The 15,179-nt window shown below is 44.1% G+C and carries 10 protein-coding genes and 1 riboswitch; of the genes, 3 read left to right on the top strand and 7 right to left on the bottom strand.

Annotation, left to right across the window (positions count from 1 at the left end; all coding sequences use genetic code 11):
• Window positions 1-142: 142 nt before the first annotated feature.
• The 3 genes from GVO60_RS01965 to GVO60_RS01955 form a co-directional block, all read right to left on the bottom strand.
• Entirely contained in the window at window positions 143-850 is a 708-nt protein-coding gene (locus GVO60_RS01965; protein WP_159650918.1) for an SDR family oxidoreductase, read from the bottom strand.
• Window positions 850-2,397 carry a cryptochrome/photolyase family protein gene (locus GVO60_RS01960; RefSeq protein WP_159650917.1) on the bottom strand — a complete coding sequence of 516 codons (1,548 nt, stop codon included), beginning with the start codon at window positions 2,395-2,397 and terminating at the stop codon, window positions 850-852. The genes GVO60_RS01965 and GVO60_RS01960 overlap by 1 nt, the downstream gene beginning before the upstream one ends.
• A 101-nt stretch (window positions 2,398-2,498) precedes the next feature.
• Window positions 2,499-3,386, bottom strand: coding sequence for a helix-turn-helix domain-containing protein (locus GVO60_RS01955; protein ID WP_159650916.1), 888 nt, complete (start codon window positions 3,384-3,386; stop codon window positions 2,499-2,501).
• Between the two features lie 179 nt (window positions 3,387-3,565).
• On the opposite strand from GVO60_RS01955, the gene GVO60_RS01950 reads away from it, so the two are divergent.
• On the top strand, window positions 3,566-4,768 hold the full coding sequence (locus GVO60_RS01950; RefSeq protein WP_159650915.1) for a sugar efflux transporter: 1,203 nt from the start codon (window positions 3,566-3,568) through the stop codon (window positions 4,766-4,768).
• Here the strand turns inward: GVO60_RS01950 and GVO60_RS01945 are convergent.
• From GVO60_RS01945 to ribB, 4 genes are all read right to left on the bottom strand, one after another.
• Window positions 4,765-5,319 carry a nucleotidyltransferase family protein gene (locus GVO60_RS01945; protein WP_159650914.1) on the bottom strand — a complete coding sequence of 185 codons (555 nt, stop codon included), beginning with the start codon at window positions 5,317-5,319 and terminating at the stop codon, window positions 4,765-4,767. The genes GVO60_RS01950 and GVO60_RS01945 overlap by 4 nt on opposite strands.
• Window positions 5,320-5,418: 99 nt before the next feature.
• Complete coding sequence (locus tag GVO60_RS01940) at window positions 5,419-7,596, bottom strand: sensor histidine kinase (RefSeq protein WP_159650913.1); 2,178 nt, start codon at window positions 7,594-7,596, stop codon at window positions 5,419-5,421.
• Window positions 7,597-7,611: 15 nt separating this feature from the next.
• A complete protein-coding gene (locus GVO60_RS01935; RefSeq protein ID WP_159650912.1) occupies window positions 7,612-9,831 on the bottom strand; it encodes a putative bifunctional diguanylate cyclase/phosphodiesterase in 2,220 nt (739 codons plus the stop codon).
• Window positions 9,832-9,981: 150 nt separating this feature from the next.
• The gene (gene ribB / locus GVO60_RS01930; RefSeq protein WP_159650911.1) at window positions 9,982-10,638 is read right to left on the bottom strand and encodes a 3,4-dihydroxy-2-butanone-4-phosphate synthase; all 657 of its coding nucleotides are present in this window, start codon (window positions 10,636-10,638) and stop codon (window positions 9,982-9,984) included.
• Window positions 10,639-10,745: 107 nt separating this feature from the next.
• Window positions 10,746-10,901: riboswitch (FMN riboswitch) on the bottom strand.
• A 414-nt stretch (window positions 10,902-11,315) separates the two neighbouring features.
• Between ribB and GVO60_RS01925 the strand changes: the two genes are divergently transcribed.
• Both GVO60_RS01925 and GVO60_RS01920 read left to right on the top strand, forming a co-directional pair.
• A complete protein-coding gene (locus GVO60_RS01925) occupies window positions 11,316-12,569 on the top strand; it encodes an outer membrane protein transport protein (protein WP_159650910.1) in 1,254 nt (417 codons plus the stop codon).
• Window positions 12,570-12,586: 17 nt separating this feature from the next.
• Window positions 12,587-15,124 carry a VolA/Pla-1 family phospholipase gene (locus GVO60_RS01920; protein WP_159650909.1) on the top strand — a complete coding sequence of 846 codons (2,538 nt, stop codon included), beginning with the start codon at window positions 12,587-12,589 and terminating at the stop codon, window positions 15,122-15,124.
• The last annotated feature ends 55 nt before the right edge of the window (window positions 15,125-15,179 follow it).

Here is a 15,179-nt window from a genome sequence, read left to right as displayed (position 1 = left end):
GCCCTAATCACATAGAACACCTATGCTCATAGGGCTAAATTGGCTTGTTGCCGCGCTGTAACTCCAATTATCTTGGGTATACAACTCCCGGTCTTACTTTTCCATCGCGCTTCGTGATTTGTCCGAAGCGTTTTTTTGTTTGCTACCAAGGCAATCTCTCTCCGTTGTAAGCAATGAAACTGCCATTATCACAAGGCTTTAGCGTATCGAGCATATTGATCAAATCCTTAGCCACTCGTTCTGGAGAAAACAGTTTTCCATCAGGCACATTTTTCTGAAAAGGCTTAGACAATGGTGTGTCTGTCGTTCCGGGGTGAAGAGCGACGACTGCGCAGTTGGGCATGATTCTCGACCACTCAATACTGATGTTTTTGATTGCCATATTGAGGGCCGATTTCGATGCGCGATAGCTGTACCATCCGCCAAGTTGGTTATCTGTAATACTGCCAACTTTGGCTGAAATGGTCGCAAATCTAGCAGCACTAGACGCTTTGAGTTGGGTTTGGAAGTGTTTTGCTAACAATAGGCTAGGCAGGGTATTGATAGAAATATTCTGATGGAAGAAGTGAGGATCGATAGACTGTAAGTTCTTTTCTGGCTGTTGATCTTTGGTGTGCAGCATTCCCACGCAGTTGACTAGCCAATCGAGCTTCTCCATCGAACGAGAGAGCTCATGTATGCTCGCTTCTTGGGTCACATCTAATGAGTACCAATGTAGGTTGGGCTCTGTTGCTTCCGGCTTTTCTGTTCGGTAGGTAGCATGAATGATGGCTTGGGGAAAATATTTACAGAGCCGCTTTGCCATCGCAAGGCCGATTGCTCCGCTTGCTCCGATTACAAGAATATTCATTACAGTTCCTCTATATGGGATAAGTGATGTTCTGCAGTGGTTAAAATGGCGTCTTGCGCTTCTGCTGTCATCCGATCCCAATTGCGATAAATCATGCCGATACGCGGAAGTTTACCAATGTGTTCCCTATTGGTGTGCATGAAATGCCAGTACAAGCTATTTAATGGGCAGGATGAAGGGCCGCTCTTTAGCTGAACTTTAAAAGTGCATGTTTTGCAGTAGTCACTCATGCGATTGATATAGGCACCGCTGGCGGCATAAGGCTTGGTGCCGACAATCCCACCATCTGCGAAAAGAGCCATACCGCGCGTGTTGGGCATTTCAACCCACTCGATGGCATCGATATAAATCCCGAGATACCAAGCCTCTACCTCGTCAGGGTTGAGTCCGCTCAATAAAGCAAAATTACCAGTCACCATCAACCGTTGGATGTGGTGTGTATAGGAAAATTCTAACGATTGGCCGATGGCATGTTTCATACAATTCATACGGGTTTTGCCACTCCAGAAGTAGTGGGGCAGAGGGCGCTGAGCGTCAAAGAAGTTCAGTGATTGATAGCTGGGCATATTGGCCCAATAGACGCCTCTAATGTATTCCCTCCAGCCAATAACTTGGCGAACAAATCCTTCGATTTGGGCAAGAGAGATGTTGCCATTGGAATGCTGATAAGCGGAGACAGCGGCGTCGACCACTTCTTTTGGAGAGAGTATTTTTGTATTGAGAGCAAAGGAAATTCGGCTGTGGTATAGGCTCCACCTTGCGTCATGATTTTCGGTCATCGCATCTTGAAAGAAGCCAAACAGTGGCAAACAATGCTGGCAGAAATGCGCCAATAGCGTTAAAGCTTGATTGCGATTAACGGGCCATAGTAACCGGTGCTCTGATATTCCAATATTCTCTATCTCGTGGCGCTTTAGCCGGTCGATAATCGCTGTCACATCGTTAGCAAACATCAATGGGCGAGGGATATTTTCAAGATCTTGTGGCTTGAACGCGTTGCGATTGTTGGCATCTAGATTCCATTTCCCTCCTAAGGGCTTGTCACCGTCCAGAAGTAGGTTGAATCGTTTACGCATTTTTCGATAGAAAAACTTCATCAGAATATGTTTGCCTTTGGGGAAGAAGGTAGGGATTTCTTCATAAGGCAATAGAAAATGTTCAGTATCCGCTTGGTGAATTTCAATGCCGTCGAGTAGCAATGTCTCAAGTTGATTAACCAATCGCAGTTCATCGGGTCTTTGATACTCAAACCGCGTTGCTCCAGTTTGGTCGACAACATAAGTGATGAATGAGGTTAAATCGCTAAATTGTTTGGTCTGATCGAGGTCGTAATAGTCAACGTGATGACCAAGTTCTTTTAAATCGAGCGCGAAGCATTCCATCGCCGCAAAAAAAGCACAGTGTTTTTGGATGTGGTGGCGAGTATAAGAAGCTTCTTGATGAAGTTCAGCGATGATATATAGAACGTGTTTTTCTGGGTGCTGAAACCAAGAGTGACTTAAGTTAAGTTGGTCACCCAAGATAAGGCGTACAGTGGTAAATGGCATAAGAGAACTCGGTGAAGTTTACAACCAATACGCAGTGACGCTCTATAGAGATCAATAGGGGAGCTATTAATGGATAGCTGGTTTGAGCAAGGTGCCCCTTATTATTGAAACTGGTTGCGGAACTGAGTTGGTGTCATCTCTTTCACCGTTTTGAACTGGCGGTTAAAGTTTGAGAGGTTTTGAAATCCGGTGTTTTCTGCCACTAAAGCAATGGGTTGTGAAGTGTTAACCAATAGCTCACACGCTTTACCAATTCTAAATTGCTTTAAGTGGTCGGAAAAACTCATCCCATAATGCTTTTCAAATAGGCGGTAGGCCGAGCTTTCACTCATATGGAGGCTACGACTTAAATCAGAGATTCGAATGATGTTGGCATAGTTGGACTCAATGTAACGTGTGGCGAGCTGGACTTTTTGGTGAGCCTCTTGGTTTCCTGAAAGTTGGCTGATGCGATACGGTGAGTGTGAGAGACGCTGTGAATCAGGATCGTTAGCAATCAAAAGCAGTACTTCAATCACTCGAATTGCCTGATATTGTCGGTCTAGTAACTCTACGCCTTCAAGAAGCCGAGCGACTTTTTCTGAGATTGCGTCGCTAAACATTAGCCCGTAGGCGGAGTTTTCCAGTAAACGTTTGATGTTACGTGCTTCTGGAATTGTAGCTTGAAGCTTTTCTATCCAATGATGTTTAAACCAGACGATGACAGAGTGATGGGGCTTTTCTTCAGAACCGTTGAGCTGACCGGTAATCATATGAGGCAAACCTGGCCCGTATAGCAGCATTGTGTTGTGATGGATAGGGCCAATGGCATCCCCCGCGAAGTAATTACCATTAAAGACCCTGGACGGATCACGATAGAGGACCAATTCGTATTCTGTGTGATAGTGCCATGAACAAGAAAACTCTTCTTTTTTAACCCGACAGTGATATTCACGCACAATCCAATCGCTGCTCGGGGCATTTATGACATTTTCTATATACGGCTTCATCGCGATCCTCCATCTATTCGTCTACAGGCTAATGCAATTGTTGCTTTTCTGTCAAAGAGGTTTGTTATGTTGACGGATTAGTATTAGAGGTAGCTCGAATACTATCAATGTAGAGGCATATCTTTGATTAGACTGTAGCCTCAACACACACTCACATCTAACTCAAAGGAGCCCCCCATATGTTGAAAGATAAAACGGCGATATTGTTCATTGCTACAGCGTTTGTCACAGGCTTGTGTGGGGCCTTTTTTTACCCTTTATCGAGTTTGTTTATTGTCGAAGAGTTAGGTGCCTCACCAATGATGTTGAGCCTGTATATGGTGATGGCTGTGGTGAGTGCGGTGGTTGTTTCGCAACTGCTTGCTCGTCAATCGGATAGAAATTGGAAGCGAAAAACCATCTTGTTGGTGGCACTCACTTGCTACTTCATTACGGTGTCCAGTTTTATTGTTGTTCGAGATTATTGGATAGCAATTACGATAGCGACCTTGTTTGGTAGTGTGAGCGGCGCGGCATTTGGTCAGTTGTTTGCGCTTGGGCGTGAATATGGTGACCGCTACGTGGAAGACAGCACGACGTTTCTCTCGACGATGCGTGCAGGTATCGCGATTGCGTGGGTATTTGGTCCGCCGTTGGCATTTATGCTCAAAGCCAGCTTCGGATACAACGCCTCGTTTGGAGTATCGGCGACGATTGTTGGCCTATCAATTATTGTCATTGCAAAGTATCTTCCTGATGGTGTCACTAAAGCATCTGAAGCAGAGCAAGAGGCTGAAATTGAAGCAAAGGGCTCGCATCCTAATGGCTTGATAGCGCTTTATTGTTTGGTTGTCGTGTTTGCCTTTGCTGCAAACAATCTCTACATCACCAGTATGCCGCTGTATCTTTCACAAGAGCTGCAAGTGAATCCAAATTGGTTGGGCTTACTGTTTGGTGCAGGTGCTTTATGCGAGATCCCAATCATGTTGAGCGCAGGAAAGCTGGCCGAGAAGATTGGCACGATCAAATTACTGATGCTTGGAATTTTAAGTGGGATAATTTTTTACTTGGTGATGCTGACAAGCACTAGCTTCGCTTCGATGTTGGCGGCTCAGTTGCTGAATGGCTTCTTTATTGGCGTCTGTGCGACTTTGGGTATGGTTGTGCTACAAGATATGATGAAGCACCGATTAGGAACCGCTTCGACTTTATTCTCAAACATGCTTAATGTCAGCATGCTGGTGGCTAGCCTGTCTGTTGGGGTAGTGGCACAAATGTTTGACTACTACAGTACACTTTATGTTTCTTTTGCTGGTTCAGTTGCCGCACTGACTTTACTTGGTCTATTTTCGATACTGGAAGGCAAGCATCGTCAGCAGAACAGCACGCCGGTGACGGCTTAAACAGAGTTCCTTACGACAGTGAGCTTTGGCCAAAGGGTGAGCCAGTTTTTACTTGCCACCCTTTGGTCAAAGACGCTGATTTCTCGTTTAGGGTTATGCGTGACTTGCAAGTTAAACAGCGATTCTAGGCCGAACGGCGCGAGACACTCTAAGTTCCCATCCCCGTTAATCTTTACGGCAACGGCGGTTTCTTTTTCCGGCCAGTGGCTCATGGCATGGTTCACGTTGGTATAGGGTTTGTCGCCATTTCTTACGTGCATGATTGCTTGATTTCGTACTTGCCAATTGACATTGGGTCGCAGCGCTTTGAGCTGTTTTTCATAATCTAGATTGGCCGCTGAATTAGATTCTGCAGGATCAAAGTAAATAACATCAATATCATTCAATGGCGTCGATGTTTGTTTTCCATGCAGATGATCCCAGACAAGGTTACGAACAAAACCAGCCGAAACATAACATTGGGGAAGCGCCAGGTTACGTGTGATATTCAATAAATCGACACGCTGATCATCTTGTTTTATCAGAGAAAAGATTTGTTCGGTGCGAGACATTTAAATTCCTAAACCAGCAGCGACATTTAAGAGTTAGCAGCCAGTCTATCTTTCTGCAAAGCGAACAACCAGTCGTGTTGAAGATTAACCTGATTGTTTTTATGTTTTCTCCTCTTCGATTGGTGCATTAAGTGGCAGTTGTAATACAAAACAAGTGCCATGGCCGATTTCACTTTTGACGCTAATGTCGCCTCCAAGTAGCCCAGTCACTAAGTTATAGACGATGTTTAACCCAAGCCCCGAGCCTCCTTGGCCTAAGCGAGTTGTAAAGAAGGGGTCAAAGATTTTGTTCAGATGATCTTTATCTATGCCTTGGCCATTATCGGTAATGGTGAGCATTGCTTGTTGGTCTTGTAAAAAACCTTCGATATGAATGACTTTCTGCTCTTGATCTGAGAAGGCATGAACCAGTGCATTTGAGAGCAGATTCATTAAGACTTGAGTAAGGGGCCCTGGGTAGCTATTCATGTAAATATTAGTCTCGCACTTATCTTTTAAGGTTATGCCATTTAGGGTCAGGTTGGGTGACATAGTGATACGCAGTTCATGAAGGATTTCACTGAGATCGAAAGTGCGGCGCTGGTAGCTGGATTGATCAACGGCTACTTGCTTGAAGCTTGAAATAAGTTCGCCTGCGCGGCGTAAGTTACGCTCAATGCTGTCAGCGGATTCACTGCTTTGTTCAATGTACTCATCAAGCACTGAACGGCGCAATCCTTCTCTGGTTGATTTCACAAACCGATCGTTGCACTCTTTTAAGCTACTGGCGACTACAATGGCGTTGCCTATTGGGGTATTGAGTTCATGTGCTACACCTGCGACTAAAGAGCCAAGTCCGGAAAGCTTCTCTGACCGAACCAATTCTTCTTGAGTTGCCTCCAGCACTTCCATTGCATCTTTGAGCTCTTGAGTTCGTTCGTCAACGCGCTGTTCTAATTCATGAGTTTGTTTCTCGATGGTTTCTAGATAGGTTCGTCTATCTCGCTCGGTGTCTGCTGCACGTTGAAACCAATAGCGCCATCGAGATGGGATATTTGGTAGTGTTATTTTGGTTTTATGGGGCAGTTCGTCGACAAATTGAGCCAGTCTTAAGGCGGGTTGGCTAAATTGCCAATGTTGATAGAGAACCACGCATAACAACAATAGCGTAAAGGCGGTAGCCATGACTAAGTTGGGTAATATTGTGCTAACAATGTGTGAGCGAAGCTGAGTGTTAGTTATTTCAAGGACAAGTCTCCAAGGGGTGTGTGGAAGTGGATATGACACCCAGTAACCTTGTGGTGTTGTGAGTATTTGACTTAATTCAGAGTTGTGGGCCTCACCAACGGAAATCAACGATAATACAGAGTCTTGAACAACACTTTCACTTTTGCCTTGTAATGTCCCTGCGCTGTCACCAATGACGAGTCCGTTTTCATCGACAATCGCGAGACGAGCATGCTCCAACGGTCTATCTGTTATGATTTTGTCGAGCACTTTAAGGGTAATATCCGTACCCACAGCACCGATGAACTTTTCTTGGTGATAGATAGGAGCCAACAACGAAATCATCATACCTTTGCCGCCAGCGTCCATATAAGGTGTTGTCCATACTTTTTCTTTGCTGGGGTTAGCTTTTGGATTGATCAATTCTAAAGGAAAGGTCCCGCCCGCTTCATAAATGACATTGAGAGCATCATCCATGTTATTGCTTTGAGTCGCTGCGAGAATATCTGTAGCGCTTAGCCAAGGGTAAATATAGGTAATGACTTGGTTTGCATCGTAGTAATAGCTCCATTGGAAATCATCGTGTTGTTGATGAGTTGACGTCACCTCTGGAAGCATAGTGAGCAGTGCTTTTATATCGAAAGAGTAATCTCTAGGATTGGAGCGAACATATAGTTGTCCTACTGTTTGTTGAATATCAGCGGGAAACTCTTGCCAAGGTGCGTTGGGTAAGGAGCCTTGCGCTTTTTGGTTAATAAAATCGAGGGCACTTTGATCTGGAATGAGCTCTGGGTAGTTGTACGCTGTTTCAAGGGCATTGCGCATACTATCAACGTGATTAAGCGAAACTGAGATGGTTTTATTGAGCGCTAACATGCTTTGAAGGCCTTGGTGGTACTGCTCTGTGACCACTTGGGTCCGAATTTGGCTGCTAAGGTAAAGAGTATTACCTAGCGTGAGTAATATGATCAGAAGTAGCGCCCCATAAATAATGGTTCTGTATCGACGGATTAAGGCTTTGGAGCTTAATTGTTCTGATTCGGTGCGATTAAGATCATTTGGCTCACTCATCAAGCTAGTATCCCTTTATTTGGTTGAATCCTGCTTACGATTAAAGAATGCAATAAACTCATCCATCTCCATGGCTTTAGCGAACAGCCACCCTTGCCCTTCTTCACAATGAAAAGCTTTGAGTTGTCTGTGTTGTATTTCGGTTTCTATACCCTCAGCAGTAATTTCCATCCCAAGAGTTTGACCAAGATTCACTATCATTTTGGCGATGGTGTCATCTTCATTCATAGCGTCTACAAAGATTCGATCTATCTTTAGCCTGGTTGCCGGTAATTTGTGCAAGAGGCTGAGAGATGAGAAACCTGTGCCGAAATCGTCAATGGCAATTTTGCATCCGAGGCAACGAACGTTGTTGAGCACGTTGCAAATATAGGGGAGGTTCTTAGCCGCAATGGTTTCTGTTATTTCGAGCTCAATTTGTGTTGCAGGTACATGATTAGATTTAATTGCGTTGTCGAGTACAGAGACAAAATTAGGCTCGTCCAATTGAGCAGGAGAAACATTGATTGCCATTGAGACATCAGAATACCCAGCCTCAATGAGTTGTTTGAACTGCTTACATGCTTGGTTGAGTACAAATGTACCAATGTTCACCATCATACCGGCTTGCTCTGCTAGAGGAATAAATTGGTCTGGCGGGATGAGGTTTCCTTGTTGGTTTCTCCAGCGGAGAAGTGCCTCTGCCCCAGAGAGTTTAAGTGATCCTAATTGGTATTTGGGTTGATACATTAGGAATAACTCTTGGTGATCTAGGGCTTCTTTAAGCTCGGTCAGTAACAGCATTCGATCTCGAGCGGATTGGCCCATGTCATGGGAGAAAAGCATGGCAGCACCACGATGGTGGACTTTGGCATACTTCAGGGCGACTTGAGCATCCTTGTAATGTTCTGAGAGATCATGTGAGTTAAGATCCAGATCGACGACACCAAAACTCGCCATGATCTTAAAAGGTTGGTTGTCGACCAAAAAGGTGGTTTCAAAAACATCGCAGATCCGATCTAAAACAATGTCTCGTTGATCTCCAACAATAGCAAAAACATCACTACCAACACGTGCGAGAAAACAATGTGGAAATGCGCTATTTAGACGAGCGGAGACGGCTTTTAGTAAGCCATCCCCTGATTTATGGCTAAAACTGTCATTAAATGCAGAGAAATCATCAATATCAATGAGCGCCAAGCGTGATGCCTCTGAATGGTTGAGTGGTGAGTAGCGATATCTAAGCAGGCTATTTAAATTAGGAACGTTGAGTAGTGGGTCAGTAAATGCTTGTTCTTTGAGTCGATTATAGAGAATGACGTTATCAAAGCCGACGGATATATTGGCGCAAAAGACTTCCAATAGATGCCGATCTGTATTGTCTAACTGACGATCAATATCGACATAGGCGGCCAAACCTCGACCTTGATCAGTAGAGAAGTAGAGGGTTAGCCCAGTCTCTAGCAAGCTGGTTCGGTTTTCTAAGCAGCGTAGTATTGATTCACGAATTTTGTGTGAATTGAGTTTTTCTAGTGGCGAATGAACAAATTGGCTATAACGGCCAGCTGCTGCAATGATTTGTGCACTAGAGTTATGGTGCTCATTGCTTTGTTGTACGCAAATAAGACCATCAGGTTCGATTTGCAAAATAGCACTGATTTGTTTTACGGCCCCTTCAGCAAACAGCCGCATACCGTGGAGATTAGCCAGTTCAGTGCTAGCTTTAACGACTTTCTCCAATCCTTGTCGCATGATCTGTTGGTTACGTATCTGTTTGTAGGCTCTTATTGCACTGGTCAATATGGTAAAAAGACGAATGCGTGTTAGTTCGGGCTTGGTTCGATAATCATTAATATCATAACGTTGTATTGTTTCCATTTCCGGAGCATAGCCGGGTTGGCCAGTGCGGAGAATGATTCGAATCGCGTAGAGGTTAAGCCTGTCTCGAATGGTTTCAACGAGTTCTAAGCCTGCGCTGTCTGTCTCCATGACTACGTCGAGCAGGATTACCCCAATATCAAGCTCGGTTTGTAGAGTGTGTTCTGCCTCTTTTGCCGAGTAAGCATGGAGAAGAGTGAGCGATCTATCCTCAACAATAAGATCTTTAAGTGCCAACTTTGTCGCTTGGTGGACGTCTACATCGTCATCCACGATGAGCACTTTCCAAGTACGGCTTGGAAGTATTGGCTCTGCGGTGTCTACAGAGTCTTCAATAATGGGCATCAGATCATCGTCTGAAATTGGCTCGTCGTGCATCACTCTCTCGTACGATGGTGTTACTTTAGTTTAAAAGTTTAGTCGTAGATTCAATGTAACGCGAAAGTAGGCCAGAAGAGTGTTGGAGGGAGGGGTTAATAAGAGTTTGAAAGTAAGCCAAACGTTTATACCCGTTTGGCTTAAAGGATATTACGCGAGTTTTAGGTCGAATTGCTGGCGGTATAGCACCATATCTTCAATCGTCAAAACAGGCATATTGTGCAGTTTACCAAAGGCGACGATTTCTGGCGTTTTGGCCATGCTACCATCTGGGTTGGTCACTTCACACAGTACACCAGCAGGTTGTAGGCCAGCCATTTGCATCAAATCAATCGTACCTTCAGTATGGCCGCGGCGAGTTAGCACGCCACCTTTACGAGCGCGAAGTGGGAATACATGACCCGGACGAGCAAGATCGCTCGGCTGAGCGGTAGGGTTAGCTGCGGTTTTGATGGTTGTGACTCGATCTTGTGCTGACACGCCAGTTGTAACGCCAACCTTTGCTTCAATAGAGACCGTAAAGGCCGTTTGATTTGCGCTGTTGTTGTTTGTCACCATTGGCGCAAGCTCAAGTTTGTCAGCTTGTTCTTCTGGTAAGCAAAGGCAAACAATACCGCTACATTCGCGGATCATTAGTGCCATTTGTTGTGTTGTTAGTGACTCGACCGAATAGATAATGTCACCTTCGTTTTCACGATCTTCATCATCTAAAAGTAAAACACCACGACCTTCTTTTAGTGCAAGAAGAGCGTTTTCAACACGAGTAATGGGTTCGCCAAATTCGGCAAGTTGTGAAGACTGATTCATGGTTATCTCCTAAATATCACCAGAATCAGGGCATACATGAGCACTGAGGTTTGATTGAACCTCAGCCAAAACGAAATGCACCACGCCCAATAGTTAGCGTGGTGTTGTTTCATTCTCTCTCATCCGGACTATAACCGTCGGCTCTGGCTTCTCACCAGATCTGCTGACCTCGACGTATCGAGCGCTCGCGGGCTTACCTTTCTAGAAAACCTAGACAATGGCACACCGCCGGTGGGGAATTTCGCCCCGCCCTGAGAATAAAATTAATTGTGCTTAAGTAGCTTGCTGATTGTAACGAGAATTATCTTCCAATTGAAGTCACCCTTATCACAACTCCAATATTAGTGAATGCTAACTCACCGCATTAGGCGTCAAACCGAGTAATTGAGTGTGAAATTTATGCATTATGGTGTTTATCTGAGCGATAAATTTCATAATAAATCTGCTCAGACCACTTTTTATAAATTTATGTAGATAATACAGCGCCTTATATTATTCATATGTTTTATGCATCATTTTTACTACGTAGAACCTGGTTATTTTTTGACATTTGAATGCATAAAAAATAACATTTGATTAACATTGCGCGCGGTAACATAGAATTATTGCAGCGTGTTGCACAATAAAAATGAAAAGAATAGCTATTCAAAAAAGAACTTACCCTAGGAGGGTCAAGGATGAATAAAAAGCACTGCTCTCTGCTGACAATATCTATATTGTTTGCGTGTAACGCTCAATCTGCTGGCTTCCAAGTCGCTGAGCATTCTGCTTCTGGCTTAGGCCGAGCATTTTCAGGTGAAGGTGCGGTGGCCGATAATGCCAGCGTTCTTGCACGTAACCCTGCTGCCATGACACTTTTCGAAAATACCACTTTTTCTGGCGCACTATCGATCGTTGACCCTGAGGTGAATGTTACTCAAACCAAAATTGGTGATGCGGATTTTAAGCAAAAATCGAGTGACGTAGCACCGATGCAATTTGTTCCAGCTGCGTATTTTATTAGTCCAATCAATGACCAATTCGCTTGGGGTTTTGCTTCATTTACGACATATGGAGTAGCAACGGATTACCCAGATGATATATACGCAGGGGACTTAGCTGGTAATACGTCATTATTATCTGTCAATTTGAACCCGAACATAGCCTATCGCGTAAACGAAAGTTTGAGCTTGGGCGCAGGTGTTAACTTGGTTTACGCGGAAGCTGAACTTGATCGACACCAAGGTGGTTTGCCATTAGGTGGTTCGCCTAGCGACAAAATTATTAGTATGACAGGGCATACCATTGGATTCGGTTGGAATGTCGGTGCGTCGTATGAGTTGGATGAGAGCAATCGCTTTGGTTTCGGTTATCGTTCGCCAGTAAACCTTGACTTCGATGACGGTGAGTTTACGGATCATTATGGTGGGGTCATTCTTGATCCCAGCAAAAACGAAACTAAAGGCCAGTTGAAGCTTACTCTACCGGCTATTTTAGAACTGTCTGCATTTCATCAGCTGAATGATCAGTGGGCTGTTCATTATGGCTGGCAGTGGACTCAGTGGAGTAGCTTTGAAGAGTTAAAAGCAACCAGTTCAGAGTGTAAAGACGGTGTTTGTTTTGAAAAAACCGAACATTATGAAAACAATCAACGCTGGTCTGTTGGCACAACGTATAACGTAAACAAAGAATGGACGCTTCGTGCGGGTTTAGCTTATGACGAGCAGGCTGGTGAAGCGACATTGAGTATTCCTGATAGTGACCGTTTTTGGTATTCAGCTGGTTTGACTTATTTATGGTCTGAAAACCTAAGTCTTGATGCTGGATTTACTCTAGTTCAGAGCAAGAGCGGTAGCTTTACTGAGACAGATGCGGCGGACAACAAGTTGACGTTTGAAGCAGAAGCCCTCGCGTTTCTTTCTGCTGTTCAGTTGAACTACACCTTTAAGTAGTATTAGGAGTACACATAATGAATACTAAATTTTCTCTCTCTCTTGTTTGCTCTGCACTACTATTAGCAGGTTGTGGTGATAATACTGATAGCAGTGGGGCAAGTACTGAACAGCCGTACACCAATGAAGCAATTAATGAAATGCTGTCTCGTAGTTCTAGTATTGATTTTACTTTACTAGGTGACAATGCAGCTGTGCCGCTACCCTCATTTTTGTTGCTTGATACCACCGACGGTACATTGAACATTCCTGTAACGGGAAGCTCCAAAGGTATAGACAACCCTCAAGTGGCAATGAGCGAGGCAGACGGTTGGAGTCCACAAATGCCATTTGTGATTGACTTGAACTTACCTGCTGGAGTGACGTTATTTGATGATACTGTCAGTGCGTCATCATCAGCTCGTAGCTCTTCATTAGTGAGCCTAAGTCTTACTGCGGGCATTCGTGTTGCGAAGGTTTCGATTGATCTTGCAACAAAAGAAATGACGAATTTTGAAGCCCTTACGCCGGGCATCGATTTTGTTGTTGTTCTTAGTGAAGATAAACGATCATTTAATATTGTGCCGACAAAAGGCCTAGATTCAGGTAGCGATTATATTTATGCATTAACTGATTCGATTAAAGATAGCAATGGAGAGCCTTTGGGCACTTCTAGCTCATATGCAATGTTGAAAACGACTGAATTTAAGCAATCCGGAGATCTAGCAACTCCTCAAGTTGTTATTCAAAATGCAGAGAATGCCTTTGCTGATAATGGTCAAGTCGCCAGTACAGATGACATTATATATTCGTCATGGTTTACGACCTCTTCTGCAGGTCAAGTGCTGTTAGGTACAAAAGCCGTCATTGCAGAAACGGCTTTACCAGATGTTTCTCCTTCAGATATTTGGTCTAGTAATATTGCTAATCCAAATGGTATTGAAGCCGATGTTCTCGATTCTATGTATCAAATCACCGTCGAGAGCAAAACCAGCTTCGGAGAAGCAGTGGCTAGTGACCCAACATTTATTAAAGATTTTGGTGCAGAAAATGCCGCATTGCTTCAGGGTGCTTATAATCTGAATTTTGATAATGAAGCGTTAGCATCGATTCAAGTGGTTAAAGGAACTGTCAAACTGCCATATTTCTTATCTGCTAAAACAGATAATGAAGAATGGAAAACAACGCCTTGGCGTAGCGCTATGCCGAGTGTGTTTAAGATACTGTCAGTGCTAAGCTCTGGTTCGGATGCTGATAAAGTTGCGATAGGTCAGCAGCTAGGGCTGTTGGGATTGACAGATTTACCAGCAGACTTGTATTTGCAGGAAAAACAAAAAACACTGATCGGGCAAAAATTGACACTGGCAGATGGCTCTCAGCTCGATCCAGAACGTATCATGACTAAATACAGTGCCGTGCCGCAGGTTCGTGCAGTTATGGACGTACCGTTTTTAATGTTTGTTCCGGAAGGGGCTGCGATTGGAGCTGATCTTCCTATTTTGCAATATCAACACGGTATTACTAGCGTCAAAGAAAGTGCATATGCTTTTGCCATGCAGCATATTGGTGTGGCCATGCAAGGTGCTGCTCCATTCAAGCCATATGCGATAATCGCAATTGATCAACCACTCCACGGTCAACGTGCTTTGAACGAGGATGCGAAAACGACAGAAATAAACCCAACGGTTTATATGAACCTAGAGTATTTACCGGTTGCTCGTGACAATATTCGTCAAAGTGCTATTGATGGCTTAGGTATGCGTTATGCGATTAACGGTACTATGGAATCGGCATTTGCTAATTTAGACAAAGCCAACGTATCGCTATTTGGTCACTCTATTGGAGCCATTACAGGGATTAGTTCTTACGCTGTAGGTAACACTCCTGTTTCACCTCTTGAAGGAAATATCTTTAAGTACACGAGTGCAACCTTGGCTAACCCAGGTGGTGGTATTGCTCCATTCTTGCTTGAGTCAGATAGTTTTTCTCCAGTGATCAAGCATATAGTGTCGTTGAATGTTCCTGAGTACGAAAGCTATTTTGAGGCGGAATGTTCTCCTGCGGCTGCAGTGCAATGTTATCAAGATTTTGTTACGGGAAATCCTGATGCTAACCCTGCTATTCCTCCAGCAGGAAGTGAAGCTGATATAGCTAAAATTCAGTCAACATTGTCTCAGTTCATGTTTGTAGCCCAAACGGTATTGGATAACGTAGATCCTTATAATATCGCTTCATTGGTGAATCAGGCAGGTTCCCCTGTGTTAGGTATCCAATCTGAAGGGGATAAAACAATCCCCAATTCGACAAGAGTTTCTCTTACTGGAGGGACAGAGCCATTGTTTACAAAGCTCGAGTTAGTGAATAGCGCAACAGATACGTCTGGTCAGAAGTTGGCGTCATATTTCTCTGCGAATGCAAGCGGGGCTCAGCACTCGACAGTCATTACGCCAAAAACTGATTCTGATGGTGCAGCAAATATGGAAATGACTTCACAGATTGTTCAGTTTACGCTGACAAATGGTAATGCGACTTCTTCCATTGCGGTGACAGGTGCACTGCTAGATGCAAGTAAGTAACTTAATTTAAGAACACAAAGCCGACCAAGTGGTCGGCTTTTTTGTTTAATTGCAA

The organism is Vibrio atypicus (assembly GCF_009811315.1).
Taxonomy (GTDB): domain Bacteria; phylum Pseudomonadota; class Gammaproteobacteria; order Enterobacterales; family Vibrionaceae; genus Vibrio; species Vibrio atypicus.
This window is presented reverse-complemented; position numbering and strand designations above follow the sequence as displayed.

Excerpts from the sequence above, each read along its gene's own strand:
- GVO60_RS01965 (WP_159650918.1), bottom strand. The coding sequence starts at position 850 with ATGAATATTCTTGTAATCGGAGCAAGCGGAGCAATCGGCCTTGCGATG.
- GVO60_RS01960 (WP_159650917.1), bottom strand. The coding sequence starts at position 2,397 with ATGCCATTTACCACTGTACGCCTTATCTTGGGTGACCAACTTAACTTA.
- GVO60_RS01955 (WP_159650916.1), bottom strand. The coding sequence starts at position 3,386 with ATGAAGCCGTATATAGAAAATGTCATAAATGCCCCGAGCAGCGATTGG.
- GVO60_RS01950 (WP_159650915.1), top strand. The coding sequence starts at position 3,566 with ATGTTGAAAGATAAAACGGCGATATTGTTCATTGCTACAGCGTTTGTC.
- GVO60_RS01945 (WP_159650914.1), bottom strand. The coding sequence starts at position 5,319 with ATGTCTCGCACCGAACAAATCTTTTCTCTGATAAAACAAGATGATCAG.
- GVO60_RS01940 (WP_159650913.1), bottom strand. The coding sequence starts at position 7,596 with ATGAGTGAGCCAAATGATCTTAATCGCACCGAATCAGAACAATTAAGC.
- GVO60_RS01935 (WP_159650912.1), bottom strand. The coding sequence starts at position 9,831 with ATGCACGACGAGCCAATTTCAGACGATGATCTGATGCCCATTATTGAA.
- ribB (WP_159650911.1), bottom strand. The coding sequence starts at position 10,638 with ATGAATCAGTCTTCACAACTTGCCGAATTTGGCGAACCCATTACTCGT.
- GVO60_RS01925 (WP_159650910.1), top strand. The coding sequence starts at position 11,316 with ATGAATAAAAAGCACTGCTCTCTGCTGACAATATCTATATTGTTTGCG.
- GVO60_RS01920 (WP_159650909.1), top strand. The coding sequence starts at position 12,587 with ATGAATACTAAATTTTCTCTCTCTCTTGTTTGCTCTGCACTACTATTA.